Raw genomic sequence first — 23,027 nt, forward strand, 5'->3', positions numbered from 1 at the left:
TGAAATTAGGGGTTCAAAGTTACTCCGAATTTTTCAAAAACTGTTCCAAAACTTGAGTATCCTTTACCAAAACATCTCGGGGCTTGCTTCCCTGCGGTGGTCCAACGATACCGGCTTGTTCCAGTTGCTCGATGATTCTGCGGGCCCGGGCGAAACCAATCGTTAGTTTTGTCTGTAAAAGTGAAGTTGATCCTTGCTGTAAAGCAACAACAATATGGGCTGCATCTTCGAACAATTTATCTTTATTTTTTAAATCAGCGTCGCCTTTTATGCTGTCTTTTTCAACAATGGGCTCAGGCAACTCATAGGTGACCGGATAGCCCTGCTGATCGCCGATAAAATCAGTCAATGCTTCAATTTCAGGGGTGTCAACAAAAGCGCATTGCAGACGCAAATTGGTGCTGCCATGACAATAAAGCATATCGCCCATGCCAATGAGCTGGTCGGCGCCATTCATATCAAGAATGGTACGACTGTCTACTTTTGAAGAAACTTTAAAAGCGATGCGGGCAGGGAAGTTTGCTTTGATTTTACCAGTGATTACATCAACCGACGGACGCTGTGTGGCAACAATCAGATGAATTCCTACTGCGCGGGCCAGCTGCGCGATTCGTGCAACAGGCAATTCCACTTCTTTCCCTGCGGTCATTATAAGATCTGCAAATTCATCAATAACAAGAACAATGTAGGGCATGTACATGTGGCCATCGTTGGGATTGAGTCTGCGTTCGAGGAATTTGTGGTTGTATTCGATAATGTTTTTACAGCCGGCATTTTTCAGCAAATCGTATCGGCTGTCCATGAGCTGCGTGAGCGATGTGAGAGTCGCAATTACTTTTGTTACATCGGTAATAATTGCATCATCGGAATCGGGTAGTTTGGCCAGAAAATGTTTTTCAATTTTTGCGTAGAGTGCCAATTCTACTTTTTTTGGATCGACGAAGACAAACTTGAGCTGGCTTGGATGCTTTTTGTAGAGCAGGCTGCAGATGATGGCGTTGAGTCCCACCGATTTTCCCTGCCCGGTTGCACCGGCAATCAGCAAGTGTGGCAGTTTGGCCAGATCGGCAACAAATGGTTCGTTGGTAATAGTTTTGCCCATGGCAAACGGCAGCTCCATTTTCGATCCAATGAATTTTTCGCTTTCGAGCAATGACCGGAGCGACACTGTTTCGCGGGTAATATTCGGAACTTCGATACCAATGGTTCCTTTGCCCGGAATGGGCGCAATAATGCGGATTCCCAGTGCAGCAAGACTCAGGGCAATATCATCTTCAAGGTTTTTGATGCGGCTGATACGTACACCAGGGGCTGGTACAATTTCGTACATGGTAACAGTTGGACCAATGGTGGCTTTGATCTGACTGATTTTAATATCGTAATTATTGAGTGTTTGAACAATCCGGTTTTTGTTGCTCTCAAGTTCTTCGCGACCAACCTTGCTTTCACCTTCGCCCCGGTCTATCATTAAACTTGTTGGTGGCATCACATATTGACTCAGATCTTTCAATGGATCGTACTGAGTGTCGAGTCCAAAATGTTCAGGTTCATCATTGAGTGCCGGAGTCAATTCTGCAGGATTTGTTTCAATCACAAATTGAACATCATCACCTTTTTTCTCGTCCTGCTTTTTGATCATATCCGGGACTGTCAGATCGATTCCGTTGTTTTCATTGTTCTCATCACCATCATTATAAACAGTAACCTTTTCTATTATTTCAAAATCCGTGATCTCTTTATTTTCAGTTTCAATTATTATTTCCGCAGAATTTTTTTCAATAACCGTCATTTCATCATCAGCGAATTCATCAACGTCGGATTCGTGAATATCAGAAATGGTGCTGTTTATATTGGCAGTCTGAATTGCGTCAGATGATTCAACAGTAGAATTTTTGCGCAGTCGGATTTCGTGTAGTTTTATACCGAACAATGCCGCAATATAAATTACAAAAACGACAAGGAGCAACACGATGAGCCCGAAGTTGCCAATGGCTCCGCTTATCCAGTCGCGGATCTGCCATCCAAACAATCCGCCCCAGATCATGGCATCGGGCCTGATGAAAATAGCCGACATGAATACCGAAAGCCAAAGAGTTGTACCCAGCAAATAAAGAACACTTTCGAAGAAGTTTATCAGTTTTACGCGAAGAAGCAGAAGACCGCTGTTTATAAAAAATATGAGCAGAAGAAATGATCCGATTCCAAACCATTCTTTGATAAAAACAAATCCTAACCAGGCGCCCATCTTACCCATGCTGTTTTCAACCGTAACACCCGAGTCGAACAGCATTCCAAGGCCTGATTGTACTACGTTGTCGTCGCTGTGCCAGTTTTTGAGATACGATATAAATGAGAAAAGCAGAAAGATGCTGAAAATAAGCAGGAATAATCCAAATGCGAAATGTGTTTCTTTTGATTTGAAAAAATCAAGAAATGATTTTCCTTCGGCGCTTGATTTCTTTTTTGTTGTTTCAGATTTGGCTTTATTCTTTGGCGGGGTTTCTTTTTTATTATTGTTTTTATTCCTGTGAATTTCCTTAATAGTATTACGGGCCGAATTTTTTGGTTCTTTGCGGGTATTTGAAAGTGAATTTTCTTTACTACTCTTTTTCATGATAATGCAAAAATACTGAAAGCAACCCATTGAAAAACAAAAACCTTCCCTGAAAAGAGAAGGTTTTTTTGAACAATTTATTGTGTAAATCTTTTTATTCGCCCTGGACTTTTTTCATGAAGTCTTCTTCTGAAATTTCTTCATAGTCAGTTGGGATCAGGAAATCGGTGTCTTTCAGTTTCACTTTTTTAGTTTGCACACTCGACACAGAATAGATGATTGTCATATCATCAGATTTGATTGTATATTCCATTGGGAAACCCTTGAGTCCCGGGAAATTTCCTACATAATTGAGTTCAGGTCCACCGAGAACGGTGCTGTAGAAAATGATAATGGATATTTTATCTCCATATTCATCTTCGACTACATAATCGGCTTTGCTGCATGTATATCCGGAGACTTCCTTTGTTTCATCAATATATGAAATATCAGCGGGTTTGCCTTCTTCAAGAGATGCCATGATTTGTGCTTTGGTTGTTCTGACACAGTATTTGCCCAAACCGGGAATATCGTAAAGGACAGTTCTGGTAGAATCATAACCATTGCTGATCATTTCAATGGTTGCCCCGGGAACAAGTGTTTCGACTTTGAGATATTTGCCGAGGACTTCGGAACTCTGGGTGGAAGGAAGATTGGCCAGGGTTGCAGCATCAATGTCTCCTTCATATTTGATATCGTACGTAACGATGCCTTTAAAAGGTTTTTGCTTTTTCTGGGCACTTACATTTCCGATTACTCCGGCAACAAGCGAAACAACAATGAATAATGCTATCTTTTTCATACTTTTAGTTTGAGGCAAAAATACATAAAAAATTACACCCAGCTCAGTTTTCGAGAATTGTTTATCGGTTAATACGGGCTGTTTGTATAATTTGAGGCGCAACGCACAACGCGCAACGCTCAATGCACAAAGCATGGCAGCTCATTCTTCAACCTCTCTGCGTCGCGACCGTGTCATCGCGTGAAACGTGACAAGCTGTTTCACGTGAAGCGACCTGTCACGATTGCTATCGTGAGCGTTGAAGAAGTATAACGAATTATGCGCAAAGGTTCTATAACATTAATAATTACGATATTCCATCGTTCCGGCCGTATCGAAATATTATTCGGCCGGAATATGGAATCGTCGTAGCAGCTTCAAAAACAACGATTCCATATCCTTTCGCTCCTCCGTCGCTTTAGGACGATGGAATATTGTTTTTGACGAAAGCTTTGCGTTTTGAGATATCCTCATCTGGTGGAGCTTCGCGTAAAACGCGACAAGTCGCAGCTTTTTTTATAACTCCGCCCTCTCAACCTTGACCTTAATCTTAAACTCAAGCAGTCACGCTGCAGGTTTTCAGTAGCCCAAAATTTTAAGCATGGATTTATAGCTTTGCTCTTTGGCAAATAGTTTTGGATAAATTTCGCCTGTTTCAGGGTCTTCGAGAATAAGAATATGTTTAGGCGCGGGAATCAGACAGTGCTGAAGGCCTCCAAAACCACCCAATGACTCCTGATAGGCGCCGGTGTGAAAAAAGCCAATGTATTGCGGATCGTTGTTTTCAATTTTAGGAAGGAAGATGGCATTGGCATGTGCTTCGGCGTTGTAATAGTCGTGGCTGTCGCAGGTGAGTCCGCCAAGAAATATTCGCTGATAATCATAATCCCAGTGATTGATGGCCAGCAGAATAAAGCGCTGATTGAGCGCCCAGGTATCGGGCAATGTTGTCATGAAGCTACTGTCGATCATATTCCACATCTCACGGTCGTTCTGCTGCTTCTGTCCAAGAATGGAGTAGAGTACTGCGCCGCTTTCTCCGACAGTGTAGGAGCCGAATTCAGTAAAAATATTTGGTTCAGGAACTTTGTTCTGATTGCAGATGTTTTTAATCTGCGCAATAATTTCCTCAGCCATGTATTCATAGTCATAGTCGAACACCAGCGAATTTTTGATGGGAAATCCGCCGCCAATATTCAGTGTGTCGAGTGTGGGTGCAAGGCGTTTGAGTTCTACATACACATTCACACACTTGGTAAGTTCACTCCAATAATAGGCTGAATCCTTTATTCCCGTATTAATAAAGAAGTGCAGCATCTTGAGATTGAAATTCGGATGATTGCGAATATAAAGATTATAGAAGGGCAGGATGTCGTTGTAGCGCACACCCAGCCTTGAAGTGTAAAACTCAAACATCGGTTCTTCTTCGGCCGCAATGCGTAGTCCCAGATTGGCTTTAATGCCCCGTTTGATTTTATATTCGAGCAGTTCTTCTTTATTATCAATTACTGGAATACAGTTGGTAAAGCCTGCATTGATAAGGCGGGAAATATTCTCAATGTATTGCTGGCGTTTGAATCCGTTACAAATTATAAAAGTATCCTGCGATATTTTTTTCTCTTCAAACAGTTGTTCAATAATATGAATATCGAAGGCACTTGAGGTCTCAAGATGCACATTGTTTTTCAGCGCTTCCTCAAGTACATGGGCAAAATGGCTGCTCTTGGTGCAATAGGCATAAAAATACTCTCCCTGATAATCCACTTTCGCCATAGCAACATTGAACATTCGCTTGGCTTTCTGAATTTGCCGGCTGATGCTGGGTACAAAGGAAATACGCAACGGAGTGCCGTATTGTTCTATAATCTGCATCAGGTTAATTTCGTTCCAATACAACTCATTATCAACAACTTTAAACTCTTCCTGTGGAAATTCAAATGTTTGTTCGATAAGGTCAATGTACTTTGTTCTCATTAAATGCTGTTTTCTAAAATCCGGGTGAGTTACTTTTGCTAGTTTTTGCAAATGTAAGACAATTACTTTTTCCTTTGAAAAAAAGTTAGCCAGTTTTAAAAAGAAAAACAGCCAAGTAAATTAATAACGTCTGTCGCAGGTTGCTTGGGACAAATTACTGGCCTGATCCATCCTGATTTTCCAGGAATCAACAAGCTCAAGGCCTGATTGGGCGCAAAAGTCTTCGAGTGCTTTACGTGCAGAATGATAGTCGGGAATTTCGGTGATAATTATTTTTTGCATCCCCGGACCACCAACCACAATTTCAAAAGTTTTTGCAATGTAAGTTCCGGAAATGCTTTCACAGCCCATTGAGTGACATGAGTAGTAATTGCGGAGTTCGGCATAAGTAAAGTTATTATAAGAAATTCTTTTGCCGATTTTAAAACCATAATACCAGATCCATTTACGGATTGTTTTGTCGGAATAATTTACTTCAGCTCCCCGGATTGAGAGTAGAACCGGCACCAATAAAACCACCAGCGGAAGGCCGATGAAAAATGTTTTCGGGAATGTCATTAAAACGATGCCGCCAACGATAAAAATGAAACTCACAAAGTTCCATTCTCCCTGAAGCGTTATTCCTTGTCTGAATGTCTGTTTCAAATTTAAAAAGTAATAATGGGCTCTTGAAATCGTTTGTAAAAATAAGAATTAAAGTGAAATGATGCCGGGAAAGATGAATACAAATGCTTTTGCGAACAATCGTTGCAGAATATTAAAAAACTGTTGTTGATAAGTTTGCACCTAATTAAAATAAGCAATTTGTTATCGAAGTAATTTTATCGTTCAAAATCTTCCACAGATATGAGAAAAACAAGATTTATACTTATGAGCGGACTGTTGTTGCTGCAGTTGGCAGCGATTGGACAGCTGACTCAGGAGTATCGTGACCCCAATGCTATTTATTATTCAGCGAGTGATTTGATGATGAAAGAAAAGTTTGGCGCTGCTCGCGAAGCGTATCAGCAAGTGATTGACTGCATTTCGGATGAGGAAGATCCGATGCGCATTGAGGCTGAATTTCAGGTTGCGCGTTGTTCGTACGAACTACTGAACAATGATGCCAAAGGCAAGCTCCACGCTTTTGTCTCAAGACATCCGGAGAGCAGTTTTGCGCCTGAAGCCGGGTTTTATCTGGGCAGTATTTATTATCGCGACAAGAACTGGAGCAAGGCGGTGAAATCATATGATGCCATCAGCCCGCAAAAATTGTCTGCAGATCAGCAGGCAGAGTATTTTTTCAAAAAGGGATATTCTCATTTCATGAACGACGAAATGCTTCAGGCACGCAGTTGTTTTTTGCAGGTGAAAGATGGTGAAACGCATTGGGCGCCGCCGGCATCGTACTATTATGGCCATTTGAGCTACGTGGAAGGACAGTACGAAGTTGCACTGGCATCATTTAATAAACTGGTGAATGATGAGACATTCGGTGGTGTTGTGCCTTATTATATTGCTCAGATTTATTATCTGCAAAACAAGCACGATGAACTGATTGACTTTGTTCCGCCCATGCTAGAAAATCCGAATGTAAAACGACAGGCCGAAATGGCACGCATGGTTGGTGATGCTTACATCGCCAAGAAAAATCACAAAGCTGCATTGCCTTTTCTTGAGCAGTATGCAGCCAAAACCACAACTCCATTAACCCGCGAAGATCAGTATTTGCTAGGATACACATATTATGTGAACACTGATTATCAGAAAGCGGCCGGTTATTTTTCAAATGTCACTTCCATGGAAGATTCGCTCAATCAGAATGCGAGCTATCATCTTGCTGATTGTTATCTGAAAATGGGAAATAAAAAATATGCGCTCAATTGTTTCAACGATGCCTATCGTCTGAAATTCAATCCAGCTATAACAGAAGATGCTTTATTCAATTTTGCAAGACTGTCGTATGAGCTTGATTTTCATCCATACAATGGAGCCATAAAAGCATTGCAGCAATATCTGAATGATTTCCCAAAATCGCTGCGTGCCGAAGAAGCCCGCGAATTGCTGGTTGAGCTGCTGATGTCAACCGGAAACTACAAGGATGCCATCGTTGTGATTGAAGGAATTAAAATTAAAAATGAGCGCATCTGGTCGGCTTATCAGAAAGTGAATTATTATCATGGCATTGAATTGTTCAATTCCGGAAATTATTCAGGTGCGATTGCACTTTTCAATAAAGCAATCACCTACACATATGACAGGAAAATCCGCGCGGAAGCTTTATTCTGGAAAGGGGAGTCGCACTATCGCAAACAGCAATATGACTCAGCTGCAGTCAGCTATGATATGTTTGTAAAGTACCCGGTATCGCCCGAAATCAATTATTATGCACGCGGATATTACGGGCTGGGATATTCGCAAATGCAGCGAAAAAATTACAAAAATGCAGCATCGAGTCTCGAGTCATATTTCAAATACGGCGAGAAGGATGACAAGGTTTTCAGAAACGACGCAAGTCTTCGTCTGGCCGATTGTTACTATATTCTGAGAGAATACAACCAATCAATCGAGTGGTATGAAAAGTCACTCGCGATGAATGTCGAGAACATGGATTATGCCTTGTTGCAGAAGTCAAAATGCGAAGGAGTGAAAGGCAATTTTTCGGCCAAGCAAAACACATTATCATTGTTGTTTACAAAATATCCAACGTCGCGTTTTTCGGATGATGCCTATTTTGAATCCGGTATTACTTATGAAATACAAAATCAGAATTCACAGGCATTGACATCGTTTGAAAAACTTATTGCTGAATATCCTGAAAGCTCATTGAGGGCCAAGGCCATGCTCAAGAAAGGAAGCCTTTACAGAATTCTTGGACAAAATGATAAAGCCATTGATGCATTTAAGTTGCTTGTGACCGAATACAAAGGCTCTGAGGAATCGAAGCAGGGATGGATGAATCTGAAAGCCATTTATACCGACATGGATCAGATTAACGAATTTGTTGAGCTGGTAAGTTCACAGGGAAGCTCCATATCGCAGATGGAAAAAGACAGCATGATGTATATGGCTGCTGAGAACAAATATCTGGATGGTGATTGTGAAACTTCAGCTGTCGCATTTGGAAAATATATTTCGGAATTTCCGGCAGGTGCTTTTATTCAGAATGCACATTTTTATCGCGCTGAATGTCTGTATGGACAAAAAGATTTTCAGAATGCGCAGACAGGCTATGAGTTTGTAATTTCTCAACCTTTCTCCGCGTTTACTGAAACATCGTTGCTGAAATCTGCCCGCATTTATTTCAATGCAAAGGATTATCCGAAAGCCATCGAAAGATATACCGAGCTTGAAAGAATTACGCAGTCGGTTTCGAACAAACAGGAGGCCCAGCGCAATATAATGTATTCGCAATTCAACAGCGAGTTGTATTACGAGGCCATTGTTTCCGCACAGAAAGTAATTGATGATGCAGCGGTGGCGCCCAAGGATAAAAACGAATCATCGGCCATCATTGCCCGTTCTGCCTATCACCTGAATGATATGCCAAAGGCGCAGTCAGAATTCAGCAAGCTCGTCAAACTGAAATCATCGGAACTTGGTGCCGAGGCCAATTATTATCTTGCATCGATCGAGTATCAGAACGGACGTTATACGGAATCGGAGAAGCTTATTTTTGACCTGATCAACGAATTTGCATCGTTCGAATACTGGGTGGCCAAATCGTTTATTCTGCTCAGCGATGTGTATGTTGGAACCGGAAATTACTATCAGGCAAAATACACATTACAGAGTGTTATCGACAATTATAAAGGCGAGGATCTGGTGAATGAGGCAAGGGCAAAACTCGACGCCATTATAGCGCTTGAAAAACAGAACGAGCAGCAGCTCGACGGAGAAGGTGAACAAATCATTGACGGAAATAATGAATAGTACAATGAAAACAAAAGCATTGATTATCGGAACGGTAGTGTTTATTGGACTGACCGGGAACATTTCGGCACAGAAAGACACATCGAATAGCTATACCGAAAATGTAATGGTGGTTGGCTCCTACGATCCACGCCTCATGGATTTTCCGAAGAAAGAATTCAATCCCGTATTCACCGCTGAAGAAGTGAAAAAGACCGACATGAAATATTCGGTTTTCGCACAACCGATGAAGATTTCTTTTCTGGCAGCGCCCATCAAAGCGGCTAAAATGAGCGGAGAGCCATTTACTGAGTTGTACGGAAATTATATTCGGGTTGGCTTTGGCACTGGTCGTACGCCGTATGGCGAGCTGTTTGTAAACACAAAGCGAAATAAAACAAAGAGTTTCGGGCTGCACATGAAGCACTTTTCAACCAATGGAAAGATTCCTGACTATGGCTTTTCCGGAATGAGCAATAATGAAGTTGATTTATTCGGATCGCGCATTAAATCTAAGAATACGATTTACAGCAAGTTGTTTTTTCATAGCGACATAGTGCATTATTATGGGTTCATGCCCGATTCGCTCATTTCGCCAACGGATCCGAATGTTGTTCTTCTCACAGGTAAAAAAGACATCAAACAGCGCTACAACGACGCGGGGGCAATGATTTCGTTTTACAGCACCCATGCCGACTCGACGCACGTGAATTATAAAACCGACCTGAATTATCATTGCTTCTGGAATATTCACAACGCGACGGAGAATAGCATTGCACTTGATGGCTATCTCGACAAAAGAGTTGGTTGGTTGAAAAAAGTGAGTAAACATCAGGTTGTTGGATTACGGTACGATGTTGAACATTATTTCCAGAATCGTGGATTCATGGCATGGAATGAAGGCCTGGTGAATATTGCTCCATATATAAACACGAATTTCGGACCTGTATTTATTGAGTTTGCTCCGAAGCTGGCCATGGAAACAGACTCCACAGCCGAGGCTTATTTTTTTCCGGAAATCAAGCTTGAACTAAATTTGCTTCCTGGCACACTGAGTGCTTTTGGCGGACTCGATGGCGACCTAAAGTATCATTCTTTCCGATTGCTTGCAAATGAAAATCCATTCATTCATCATTTTGTCAGAAGCGATTATTCCAGAACTACTCAAATGCTATATGGCGGAATCCGTGGTAATATTGCGCATGCTTTTAGTTATTCCATTCAGGCCATAAATCGCAAAATAGAGAACTGTCCTATGTTTGCCATAGACGATTCCATTTCTTATTTAGAGAATCAGATGACGGTTGTTTATGACGAGAAGGTGAACTGGTTCCGCGGCGAATTCAATGGGGCTTTGAATATTGGGAACAAATGGAAAGGATTGCTTATGGTGGCCTATAATCAGGCTGATGCAGTGACCAATGAGAAAGCATATAATATCCCGGATTTCGAGGGAATGATTGGGCTGAGTTATAATCTGGCTGACAAAATTCTGGCCAGCGCCCGTGTGTTTTATATTGGCCAGCGCTATGCAAAGATATCCTATGGTGATATTATGACACTTGGAAGTTTTGCTGCTATTGAACCAGTAAAATTGAATCCTGCCATTGATGCCAATCTCACACTTGAGTATCGTTACTCGAAAGTTTTATCGGCCTATCTTGAATTCAGTAATATTGCTTCGCAGCGCTATATGTTGTGGAATCATTATCCTTCATACCGCTTTCGTTTTATGGGTGGTGTGACGTATTCGTTTTAGTGCATGCGGCGCAAGGTACAAGGCGCAAAGCATAATGCACAACGTATAACGCTCAGGGTGCAATGCATAACGCATTGAGAGATGTTGATTCACTGTCAATACTTCCACAGAGTTTATATTGCAGTATCCTTCGATACTTTTTTTCTTCGTTCCACTTCGAAAAAACACTCAGGATGACTGCGGGTTTAGTATGGACGATGGAATGTCGCGAAGTACCAAACATTCTGTCGGGAGTTTATCCCGCTGCAGGCGGTACACAACAATGATTTGAGACAAGGCGCGGAAACGGAATCGTTGTGGTGCTTTGGTTCTTGCACTTCCCGACTATTCCAGGTCAGCAATACTGCAATGTTGACCAATTCTTGCTGACACTAGAATGTCGGGGCGAATCGCAGCAATTTGCACAAAAAAAAGGACAGCCCTTTCGGACAGCCCTTTCGGTATATACGGATTCTGATTTAGCGGTTAATTATCAGCTTGCCATTTCCGTTGCTGTTATTGCTTCGGAGCGTCCAGTGGTAGAGTCCTGAAGCAAGATCAGCTGTTTCAATCCTGATATTATTTATGCCTGCGGATATGCTCACAGTTGTTTCGCGGACATGTTTTCCGTCGGCGGTAGTAATAGTGAGTACAGCATGTTCAGAAGTGCCTGCCTCGAATTCCAGTCTGGTGAAATCATCAGCGGGGTTGGGGCTGAGTGAAATCTCTGTCAGATTGTTATCGGCAAAACCAACATTTGTGAACAGTGTTACACAACTAGTGTCATTGTAAGCAATGTAGTCATTCGATATGTCGGTATAAGCACACAACTCGAAATCAGGCACTGATACTGGGGTGTAGTTAGCCGGGAAAGTAAATGTAGTTGTATCACCAGATGCAAGTGAACCTGTCCATGTGCCGTTGATTGGCGGCTGACCGGTATTTGCTTTGGCAACAACCGGAATTGAAGTCAGGGTATTTATTCCATAATTGGTGATTTTCACAGTAATCGCTTCCTGTACGCCGGGGGTAAGTGTTCCGGAAGGAGTAACGATTTCAACAACACCAGCATCGATATCGGCCTGTGGAATGATTATTTCAACATTATCGATAGCCCAGCCATCGCCGTTTGTTCCAACCATATTTGAGTAGAAGATAAAGCGGAACTGAGTTTCGAAAGGATTGAAGTTGAGGAATGATAAATCGATGGATGATTGTACCCAACCGCCTGAGTGACCACTCCAGCCAAATCCGGTATAAACAGGCGACGGTGCCCAGTTGGTTCCTGAAGGATCATTGAGTACACCCAGATTATTCCATGTTGTTCCACCATTGGCTGTGTATTGGATATATCCGCCGTCAGCGGCATCGGTATCGTACCAGTGCCAGAAACTCAACTGCGCATTGTAAGCATGGAGGAACGAGAAAACAGGTGAATACAGAACGATGTTCTGGCTATTACCATGAATCCCGTCGATGTTGGTTTTCCATGCCATATCAGGACTGTATGCGCTGTCGATAACCGTTCCGGCAGGAATTCCGAATTCCCATCCGTTGTAAGTAATATTGGCACCCCAATAATCATTGGCCTCGAAATCTTCAGCATATGGAATGTTGAGTGTTGGTATGCCTTTATACATAGTAGAAACAGTATCATTGGAAAGATTACCGTCAGCGGCAATACTTACAAATGCTTCCAGTGTATTCCATCCTGTTTGAGGAGCAAAGAGCGTTGTAAATTCAACATCGGTAGATGTACCTGAAGTCAGCGAGCCTGTCCATGGCTGTGTTTGAATAATCACGCCATTCAGTTTGTAAGTTATGTTGAAAGATGATGCAGTATTGGCTCCGAAATTAAATATGCGGACTTTCACTGTATCGCTCTCTGAGGTGAGACCGAAGTCGTTGGTTGGCTTTAGGAGGTGAGTAATACCAAGGTTGACATTCAAAGGAACAAACTCATCAGCACCAATATCCGGAGATGAAGCGTGGCGCGCATCTCCATCAATGTCGGTTGTTATTCCGGCAATTGGTAATGCTGCAGCATTCAGCGATGCAAGGAACACATGGAGATCAGAGTTGCTGAAGAAAAGCGGATTGAAGCTGACCGAGTGTGCATCAAGCGACGAAGCGGTCTTCCATGCAGCAAGGTCGGTGCGGTTAGCCGAATAATACCCCAGCACCGAACCTCCTGTGTAAAGCAGGTTGTTATCGCTGGCCGTAACCGCAGTTGTGGAACTGAAATACATTGCAAAACCAGATCCTGTATTTGCGATTATATTATTGAACAATGAATTGTTCGCACCACCTGAAACATAGAATGCCCGCGATGTCCCAAAATTATCGTACACGTTAATGCTGTTGAAAACAAAGTTCTGATAGTTGCAGGACGACATGTAAACACCATATGATATTGAGCTATTATTTCCGCGAATTGAAACAAAATTGTTTACAACAGATCCCGGATTTGATGTTGTTCCATCGTTGTAATACAAATACAGGCCGTATCCGTCCATGTTTGCCGGAAGGATGATTTTGTTTTTCTCAATCAGCATTGCATTGTCTAAGTAACCAGTGTACAAGCCATAAATGGCAGAATATGTCAATGTGTCGGTGTAAATGTAGTTTTGCGAGATTACAGGTGCATTCATATAATAAATACGCATGCCGTAGTTTGCGAAACCTGTAACGGTGTTTCCACTGATGAGTGTTCCATTTTGCAGCGCTGTAGATGTACCGTAAATATACATTCCGTAAGAACCATTATGAATGGTGTTGTTTACGACAGTCAATGAGTCGTCGTTTCCGGCCGCATCGTAAATACCAACAATATTAGTTGTACTGGTACTCACATCGGGCATGTGAATGACGTTGCCGCTCAGTGTCAGGTTATTATTTTCGTTAATCAAGGTTATTCCTCTGACGAAAGGATGAGCAGTTCCATTGATTGTCATGTTCTGCCAGGTAACATAGTCTGTATTGTTGAACTGAACAATTGACAGATCGCTATTGAGGATTGTCGGGAGCAAAACCACATCTGTGGCAAGACCAGTCTGAGAGCGGAAAGTAACCGTATTGACCGCACTAGCTCCGGGGATAAAACCAACAACCACATTTTCTTCGTAGGTACCCGGAAGCACATCAAAGATTACAAGGCTGTCAATGCCGCAGGATTCAATAATGAGGATGGCCTCGTTGAAACTGGCATAGTCACCAGTTGAGCCAATGGTATAATTTCCGGCTAGTGGTCCTTCGCAAGCAACAACTGTGAATTCAGTTGTATCATTGAAATAGTTCAAGTCCGTTGTGTTGTTTGGCATGCTGGTCCAGGCCTTAAAGGTAGAAATACCGGGTGAGAGCATCAGATTGGCAAGCAGCACTGAGTCTTCGCTTTGTGCGAAAGCAAGTGAGCCAGACCATGGGTTTGTCGTTTGAGGCAGGTTGTTCCATGTCCACTCTATTTGAGCTGTATCGAGAACAGCGCTACCATAATTTGTGATGGTGACACTGATGTCGTTCAGTCCGGCACTGGTAATAATTGTAGGCTGATCGAATGCCGAAATTCCGGCATCGGTTAGCAATGGTGAATATTCATCGGCTCCGATATCTGGAGTTGAAGCATCTCTGGCGTCTCCATCAATATCTGTTGTAATTGAAGCTACAGGCGTTGCCAGACCCATGAGTGAGAAATCTACAATATGCAGATTTTGTTCACTGTAGAAATTTGGCATAAGCGATACTGAATGAGCATCCATAGCGGAAGCGGCTTGCCATGCTGCGAGGTTTGTTCTGGCTGCCGTGAAATAGCCGAGAGTTGCACCGTTGGTGTAGAGGTTGTTGTAGTCGGAACTGCTTAAAACAGATGTTCCAGCGTAAATAGCACGGCCTTCGCCGTTGTTTACAAGGTTATTATTCAACAACCTGAAATTGCTGCCTGAACTCATGTATAACGCGTTGCTGCTTGTTGAAGCATTGCGTACATAAATAGTGTTATAGTTCAAATCGAGGTAGCTGGCTGTACTGAAATACATTCCATGGAAAGTAGAGGATGAAGAAACCGATGAAGCAACACTTATCATATTGTTATACACTGGTGCTCTTGACGTGGCTGAGTTTACAACATAAGGCATGTAAACACCATAGGCACTCGACACGGGTGTTAATGTTATCATGTTGTCCGAAAGTGTTCTGAGTGAATCGGAATAGTAGGCATAGATACCATAAAGCGAAGTATAAGTTCCTGACTCAGGCGCACTGGTGATTAGGTTTCCGTCAATATACAGATCAGTCGAATAGTAGGAGTAGATTCCGTAGTATGAGAAATTGTTTATGCTGTTGTTTATGACTTTCACACCCATTTCACGGTCGGCTGTTCCAACTCCCCTGACATAAATGCCACTCGTTCCATTGTTTATGGTATTTCCATCGAATATTGTATTGTGGTTCAGATTACCGCCCGAATATACAACAGAATAAGATGTAGAAGTGGATGAATTTATCACACCATTCAGCACATTGTTTCGAATAATTACAGAATCACTATTCCCGGTGAATTCAATCACGTGACCCAGCGCAGTCCCAGAGTTGGTCAGCGTCATGTCTTCGAAAGTCAGATACTCGATGCCATTCACATTCAAAACGTAGTTTGCTGTAGAAACTACCGGCGCAAAAGTGATGACGACATCGGCAGGATTTCCGGTGGCCGAAGTAAATGTAATTCTGCTTCCCGGGCCGGTTCCCTCGACAGGGCCGAGCGAAATTTGCTCGTTGTAAAAACCACTTGCTACTTCGAAAGTTACATTGCTGCTAATTCCGCCGCAATAGAGTGCTTCGATGACAGACGTAAATGAGGTGAAGTTTGATGTTGAAACCGGCAATGCTGGATTGATTGAATATGTTCCAGCCAGCACTGAGCACAGTGTGCTTGTTTCAGTGGCATCATTCAACTGCAGGTCATCAGTAACGCTGTTTACCGAATTAATATATGCAAACAACGTTGTGTAGGTCGAGAAGGCAAACTGCGTGGTGAATGTAATTGTATCCGATTCGTTGCTCAACAGATTAAGACCTGTAAAGCTTTCGGTGACCGGAGTAATACCATCTGTGTAGGTGATGGAGAGTTCTGTAATAGGCGTTGTTTTAGTATTTGTTACAATCACCTCAACAGGATAACTGCCGGGAGTCACAGGCTTCAGCGGACCCAGCCAGACAATAGCTGCGTCTAAACCTGTCGGTGTGAACTCATCAGCGCCGATGTCGGAAGAAATACTACGGACTTCGTTGTCGATATCAACATTTACGGAAGCCATAGGAGCAGCAGTACCGTTAAGCATTGGGTTTGCGATGTGCAAATCCATCCAGCCCGCGTACTGCGGATTGGTACTGATACTATTCGGCTCGAAGCCGGCAGCCTGCCATGCAGCCATTGTAGCATATGTTGTAGTGTTGGCATAACCGTAAGTACCGGTTGTATAGATGGCGTTGTAATCAAAAACTGTTGGATTGGCAAGCAGATAATATACCTGTGCATTTCCAGAAGCATAAAAGATATTGTTCATTACAGTGTCGGCCTTAAAGGCTGCTGCGGTATAAAACAATCTGGAAGTTGTTCCGCCGGTGACCATGTGGTGTATGCTGTTGTGAGCAATATTGATGTTGGTTCCCGAGCTGCCGTAGATTCCATACATAGTCCCGGTGCCACGCGCAATGGTAATGAAGTTGTTCGTAATCAGAACCGGGTTGCCTGTGTTGCCTGTAATGCTGGTCAGGTAAATTCCATACGACGTAGCTGTTCCGCCTGAAGCCACATTATTTCCGGTTATGCTTGATGATCCGGTTATATAGCCCATATACAAACCGTAGTTGGTAGTGTACGCATAGGTGGAATCAAACTCGACTTTATTGCCTGAAAAAGTGAGATCGCGCTGGTAGTAACTATACACACCATAATAACTGTAACCGTCAAAATTGTTATTCTGAAGAATATTGCCGGTTTCAGGTGCGGTCGAAGAAGGTCCGTAGAGTCGGATACCATAGGATCCGCCAGTGATCAGGTTATTTGAAATCTCATTATAGCTGTCATCCGAAGCTGCACTATAAATAACAGCATAATTGACTGAAGAACTATTTATTTGTGCACCAATCAACTCGCAGTTTTTAATATCAACATGATTGGTTCCGGCAAAATTAATTACAGTTGCGTAGGTAGCTCCTGTAGCCGACATTGTGAGATTCTGAAAAGTTGTGTACGATACATTCGTCAACTTCACAACATAGTTGTCTGCGCTGGTTGAAGATGCGTAGTGGATAACTACATCGGAGCTGTCACCAGTCGAAGACTGGAAAGTAATCGTGTTAACAGCAGTTGCTCCGAAAACATTTTCAAGCGAAATCTGTTCATTATAGGTGCCTGGAAGTACGTTAAATACTACAGGACCACAAACTCCTTTTGTATTCAGGTCGGTTGCTGCTGCCTGCAGGGTAGTATAATCACCGGTCACGCCAATGGTGAAAGTTCCAGCCAGTGCAGCTGAAAACGATGTTTGTATGGTGTCATTTTCCGGATGGTCGTCGGATGTTCCATTTACCGATGTTACCCAGGCAACAATATTTTGGGTTGTTGCATTAACTGTCACCGTTCCAATGTTCACAATGGTGTCCTCATTCGAAATCAGGGTGCCTCCGAAGGTGAACGGTGTTTGTGGAACGCCGTCAAGAGTCCAGTTGAAAACAGAGGCTGTAATTGGATTTAAACCATTGTTGTAGAAATGAACCAAAACATTACTTGTTCCTGCACATTCAAAATACGGAGAAGTAAATGCAAGCATTTCAATCTCGTTGTATAAAGGCGAATATTCGTCTGCTCCAATATCCGGAGTAGCTCCATCGCGCATCTGACCATCGATATCGTCGGTCACTAATGCAATGGGCGTTCCCAGATTATTGAATGGAGCATCAAAAGTATGAAGGTCAAATGTGGAGAGATAGTTAGGATCCATTGAAACAGAGTTCGCATCAAACCCGCTGGCAGCCTGCCAGTCGGCAAGAGTGGCACGGGCAGCTGAATTGAAGTAACCAACGTTAATCCCGTTGGTAAACAAGTTATTGTAATCACTGGCGATGATGCCCGCTACCGGGGTGGAATAGATTGCGTAGCCGGTTGCTTCATTAACAAAACTGTTGTTGGCGAGAATAATATTACCACCGTAATACTGATCAAAAGCTCTTCCTCCGGAACTGTTTACCAGCACTGAGTTGTGATAGTACTGTGTGTAGTTATTGTAATAAGCTCTGATCCCGTAAACCGTTCCGGTTGCTGAAACCGAAGTTGCAGTGATCATGTTGTTGGCAATCAGGTTCTGACTGCCGGCAAATCCGTCGTTGTAATAGGAATACAATCCATACACAGTTGAGGTTCCACGCAGTTTCGCAGTGTTTTTTGTAAAGGTGAGCGTATCGGAATATCCAATATAATAACCATATAATGTGGAATAGGTTGTACCACTTGTTTGATTCAATGTATTGTCCGAAATAACACTTGAGCCTGTGTAATAAACATACATTCCATAATAACCGAAATCGTTGAGTGTATTGCCGGTTATAACGCTTCCGTTTTCAAGAAAAGTAGAACTGGAGCCATACCAGTAAATACCACGCGAGCCGTTGTTGATAATGTTGTTTGAAAGCGTATTGTAATGATCAAGACCAGTTTTATTATTTACAACATACGTGTTGGTTGAAGAAGTAATGTCTGTTATTCCTGTCAGTACGCAATGGTCAACGGTGTTGTAGTTGGCACCACCTGAAATGACCACAACACCAGCATAGGTAGAACCGGTGTTGGTGAGACTCAGGTTTTTCAGACTGACGTAATCAGCTCCGTTGAACCAGAAAACAAAATTGTCATTTGCATTGACAGAAGCATAGGTAACACTTACATCAGCCGCGTTTCCGGATGCAGACTGGAATGTAATGGTGTTTGTTGCAGAGCAGCCACTAATTTCCGTCAGCGAAATGCTTTCATTATAGATTCCCGATTGAATATTGAAAACTACGGAAGAACAGATTCCACGGCTCATCAGATCGTTTGCTGCCGCTGAAATAGTCCCATAATCACCCGTTGCACCAATGGTGTAGGTTCCCCCAAGCGAGGTTCTGAATCCAACAACCGAAAGTGTGTCGTTGCTGGTATTCTGATCAGGTACACCGTTGATGGTGTTAACCATAAATTCCAGATCGTAGGTCACTGCGGGCAGAAAGGTATATGTGCCTAAAGTTACCTGAGCAAATGAGCCCTGGGCAAGTGGTCCGCTGAATGAGAAAGGAGTCTGTGAAACACCGTTTACTTTCCATGCAATTTCAGAAGAGGTAAGTGTGGCTGAACCGATATTTTTTATTTGAATCGTTACATTTTCTGCAGCTCCACCACAAGTGGATGCAGGTGCTGTCATTTGAACAATGGCCATGTCGTTTGTCATCAGATCAAATTCATCAGCACCAATATCGGGTGTTGTTGCATTGCGTGCCTGTCCATCAATATCTGTTGTGATGACTGCGATGGGTGTTCCCGCATTGCTCAGTCCGGCTGCGTAGGTGTGCAGGTCGGTTGGTGAATTAAATGAAGGATCAACTGAGACTGAATTGAGGTCTTTGCCGCTGGAAGCCTGAAGTGCCGCCAGATCAGCCCGGGCAGCTGTCCAATATGCCAGCGTTGCCCCGGTGGTATACAAATCGTTGTAATTACTGGTCAATACAGCAGCGATGGTACCGATATAATAGGCATGGCCGCCGCCCTGATTGGCAAAAATATTATCTATAATATTGTAATTTGTACCACCTGTAAGATAAAACGCCCGCGAGGTAGTTGCATTATTGATTACGTTTACTGAGTTGGCATATACATTAAGGAAAGTGTTGGTCCCCATATACATTCCATACGTCGTGCCGGTGTTTCCGGCGCGTCCGGCAACAAAAAAGTTATTGGCAACAATTCCTTCCGATCCTGCAGCTGCATCCATATAGTACGCATACAATGCATAGTTGGCGGCAGAACCACTGGCAATAACTTTATTTCCTGTTAGTGTTCCGAAATCGAAATAGTAGGGTCTGAGGCTGTATACGGATGAGTATGCTACGGTCCCATCGGCGGAAATAATAGTATTGTTTCGTATGATGCCATGTGTGTGATAATATGCATTGATTCCGTAATATGAGAAGCCGGAAACAGTGCAGTTTTCAACCAGCAAATTGGTATCGATGGTTGTACTTGAATTGTAGAGGTACATACCATATGAACCATTCAACACATCGCAATTACGGAAAGTCATATTGCTGTCCAGACTACTGGCATTGTAAACAACAGCGTTATTAGTCGAACTACCGGCTGCTGTTACAGGGCTCTCAAAGGTCATTCCGTCGAAAGTAAGACGATTGGTGCTTCCGGTAATATCAAGAACGCGGGAGTAGGTTCCGCCTGTTGACTGCATGGTGAAATCGCTGAAAATCATATTATCAGCACCAATAATTCTTGTCACGTAGTTATTTCCAGTTGCATCAGCCGTGTACTTCATTACAACATCGGCGGCATTGCCGGTCGAAGAAGTAAAGGTTATCGTATTTACGGCTGAAGATCCGTTGACTGAATAAATTTCAATTTGTTCTTCATATTCACCCGGTGCAATTTCGAAAACCACCGGAGCTGAAATACCGCAGAGCTGTAGCACTTCGCTTGCCTGGGAAATGCTCAAAAAATCATTTCCTGGAGCACCCACAGTAAAGGTTCCCGCAAGTCCGGTACCGCAAACAAACACTGGCGCATCTAAGGTATCGTTGCCGTTGAGTGTATCTGCAACACCATTGGGATTGGATGTAAATACACGAATATTGGTAACGCCAACGGAGAAATCATAGCTGCCAAGTGTTATAGCTGCTGAAGTGTCAAGACTGAGTGTTGGTATAGAGTACAGCAATGGAGTTTGAGTAACACCATCGATGCTCCAGTTAATAGTTACATTATTTAATACTGAAGCACCCATATTTGCAATCCGGACTTTTACATCCTGAAGGCCTGTTGATGCAGGGCTGGTTGGTTCGGAAAGTTCAACGGCTGCAGCATCAATTGGAGCAAGATCATAAATCTGAATATCATCGAGTGCCATATCGCCGTTACCGCCTGATCCGCGGATGGCTCTGAATCTAATTTGAGTTACACTCTTATAAGGTGCCAGGTCAACAAGCACATAAGAATACGGATCGGTGTTGTCAGTCTGTTGCTGGCCTATAAAAGCCGGAACAATATCCGTATACCATTGATTTCCGTACCAGATATCGACATGCAATTCGCCCATGGCGCTGCCATAGCGATGGTACCAAAACGACATTACAGGATGGGTGAGGTCTGTGATATCAATACAGGGACTGAAGAGAAAAGCTGAGTCACCTGCAGTTCCACTCGTTGCTTCGGTGAACAAATATATTCCGGATGCAGTTCCCAATGTGTGATCAACTGCAGGACCGGTTGTAGACGTTGTTGGTGTACCTCCGGCATCGACAACCCACATATAGCCCGATGAAGGAGATGCTGCCCATCCATTGTCAAATACGCCGGGAACACCGACGGTGAAAGATTCCATCGTTTCCAGATATGGGAATGCCGTTAATGGAGTTGTACAGCCGGCAGGAGGAGGAGATTCTTTAACAATGAACTGAATATCATCGATGGCTGGATATACGGCAGAATTTGAAGTCAGCGCTGAGTCTGTGGCATAAATGTAATAATTGATACTGTCAGACAGGTTTGCAGCAGGAATGACTGCCTGAAACTGGTTTGAACCGGCTGCAAGCATGGTGAGTGTGTCGGGAAAGCCATCGTTGACCGTATAAATAAGAAGGGCCGTATCAACACCGCTGGCATCAGCAATGATGGCATTAACGGTAAATGGTCCGGTATGATAAACGGTGTCAACCGGGTAGGGAGGAATCATGGTAATAACCGGAGCATCCATTTCATCGATAGCCATGTTGACAGAAATATTGTCGAGTGCCCAGCCATAATTTAAGTTGGGTCCATTGTTATTAAGATCCGACAATTTAAAACGGATCATAACACTGGCCTGATTTCCGACCAATGCGCTGATATCAAATTTTTCGTGTTTCCACCACGTATTGGTGGGCACTGCTGAAGGGCTTGCAGGCATCCATGTTGAAACATAAGAGTTTGCTGTGAATTTATTGCTGACCATGACGCCACTGCCCTGATAATAGGCGCTTGAAACAACAGTCCATGTGGCGCCATTGTTGGTCGAATACTCAACAAATCCGCCATCAAAGAATTCGATTTTACAAATCTGGTCAAATTCAAGAGTTACCATGAAGTTTCCCAGCGTGCTGAAGGCGGGGGTAGTGAGATAGGTGGATGATGCCATAGTAACAATGGCAGTGTCGGAATATGCGCCGTCAGCATGAAGATATGTCGATCGGGCCCAGTTGCCAGCACCTGAACTTGTTACTGAAAGGGGCAGTGTCTCAAAGTTTTCGGAGAAAACAATCGTTTGAGATTGAGCCGATAAAAAGCTCAAAAGCATCCCCAAAATCAAAATTGTAATTTTAGCTTTCATGTTTATGTTGTTTAGCCTTTTCCATAAGAATTTGATTTACGAATTTACGATTTTTAACACCCGTTTTTTTCAACATTATAAGTGTATTTAGGAAATTAACAACTTTGAAGCTTATTGGATGCTTAACGCACTGTGTTAAGTAACGGAATATCAGGTGTTAAAGAGCGAATTGTTTGAAAAACCGATTTTTTATTATATCTGAAAAAAACACTTATTTACATAAATAAATGGCATGTACGGCCGGAAAAACACATCTTTTGTTAGAGATGTGGTTTCATATGCGACAAAATGGATCAATGTTTAGCTTAAGCGACATAAATTGCGAATGCATGGTTTACAGAAATTCGAAATTTTTATTGAATTAATTAATTTAAGTAATCATTGTTGTTATTGTGTAATGAAAATTGGCAGAGATTATTCATGCAGTATGTCATT

The 23,027-nt window shown here is 42.8% G+C and carries 7 protein-coding genes; 2 read left to right on the plus strand and 5 right to left on the minus strand.

Annotated features, from left to right (window positions below):
- Window positions 1-19 precede the first annotated feature (19 nt).
- The 4 genes from A2W93_03250 to A2W93_03265 all read right to left on the minus strand — a co-directional run bounded on the left by A2W93_03250 (window position 20) and on the right by A2W93_03265 (window position 5,993).
- Window positions 20-2,533, minus strand: a complete 2,514-nt coding sequence (locus tag A2W93_03250) for a hypothetical protein (protein OFY53740.1) — start codon at window positions 2,531-2,533, stop codon at window positions 20-22.
- Window positions 2,534-2,708: 175 nt separating this feature from the next.
- Window positions 2,709-3,497: a hypothetical protein gene (locus A2W93_03255; protein OFY53677.1), complete on the minus strand. Its 789-nt coding sequence runs from the start codon at window positions 3,495-3,497 to the stop codon at window positions 2,709-2,711.
- Between the two features lie 456 nt (window positions 3,498-3,953).
- Window positions 3,954-5,348, minus strand: coding sequence for an arginine decarboxylase (locus tag A2W93_03260; GenBank protein OFY53678.1), 1,395 nt, complete (start codon window positions 5,346-5,348; stop codon window positions 3,954-3,956).
- A 120-nt stretch (window positions 5,349-5,468) separates the two neighbouring features.
- Complete coding sequence (locus A2W93_03265; protein OFY53679.1) at window positions 5,469-5,993, minus strand: hypothetical protein; 525 nt, start codon at window positions 5,991-5,993, stop codon at window positions 5,469-5,471.
- Window positions 5,994-6,194: 201 nt separating this feature from the next.
- Here A2W93_03265 and A2W93_03270 point away from each other — a divergent pair, with 201 nt between their 5' ends.
- Window positions 6,195-9,260: a hypothetical protein gene (locus A2W93_03270; GenBank protein ID OFY53680.1), complete on the plus strand. Its 3,066-nt coding sequence runs from the start codon at window positions 6,195-6,197 to the stop codon at window positions 9,258-9,260.
- A gap of 4 nt (window positions 9,261-9,264) precedes the next feature.
- The gene (locus A2W93_03275; GenBank protein ID OFY53681.1) at window positions 9,265-10,998 is read left to right on the plus strand and encodes a hypothetical protein; all 1,734 of its coding nucleotides are present in this window, start codon (window positions 9,265-9,267) and stop codon (window positions 10,996-10,998) included.
- A 458-nt stretch (window positions 10,999-11,456) separates the two neighbouring features.
- On the opposite strand, the gene A2W93_03280 is transcribed toward A2W93_03275, so the two are convergent.
- The gene (locus A2W93_03280) at window positions 11,457-22,592 is read right to left on the minus strand and encodes a hypothetical protein (GenBank protein ID OFY53682.1); all 11,136 of its coding nucleotides are present in this window, start codon (window positions 22,590-22,592) and stop codon (window positions 11,457-11,459) included.
- Between the last annotated feature and the right edge of the window lie 435 nt (window positions 22,593-23,027).

This window comes from Bacteroidetes bacterium GWF2_43_63 (assembly GCA_001769275.1).
In the GTDB taxonomy this organism is placed as follows: domain Bacteria; phylum Bacteroidota; class Bacteroidia; order Bacteroidales; family DTU049; genus GWF2-43-63.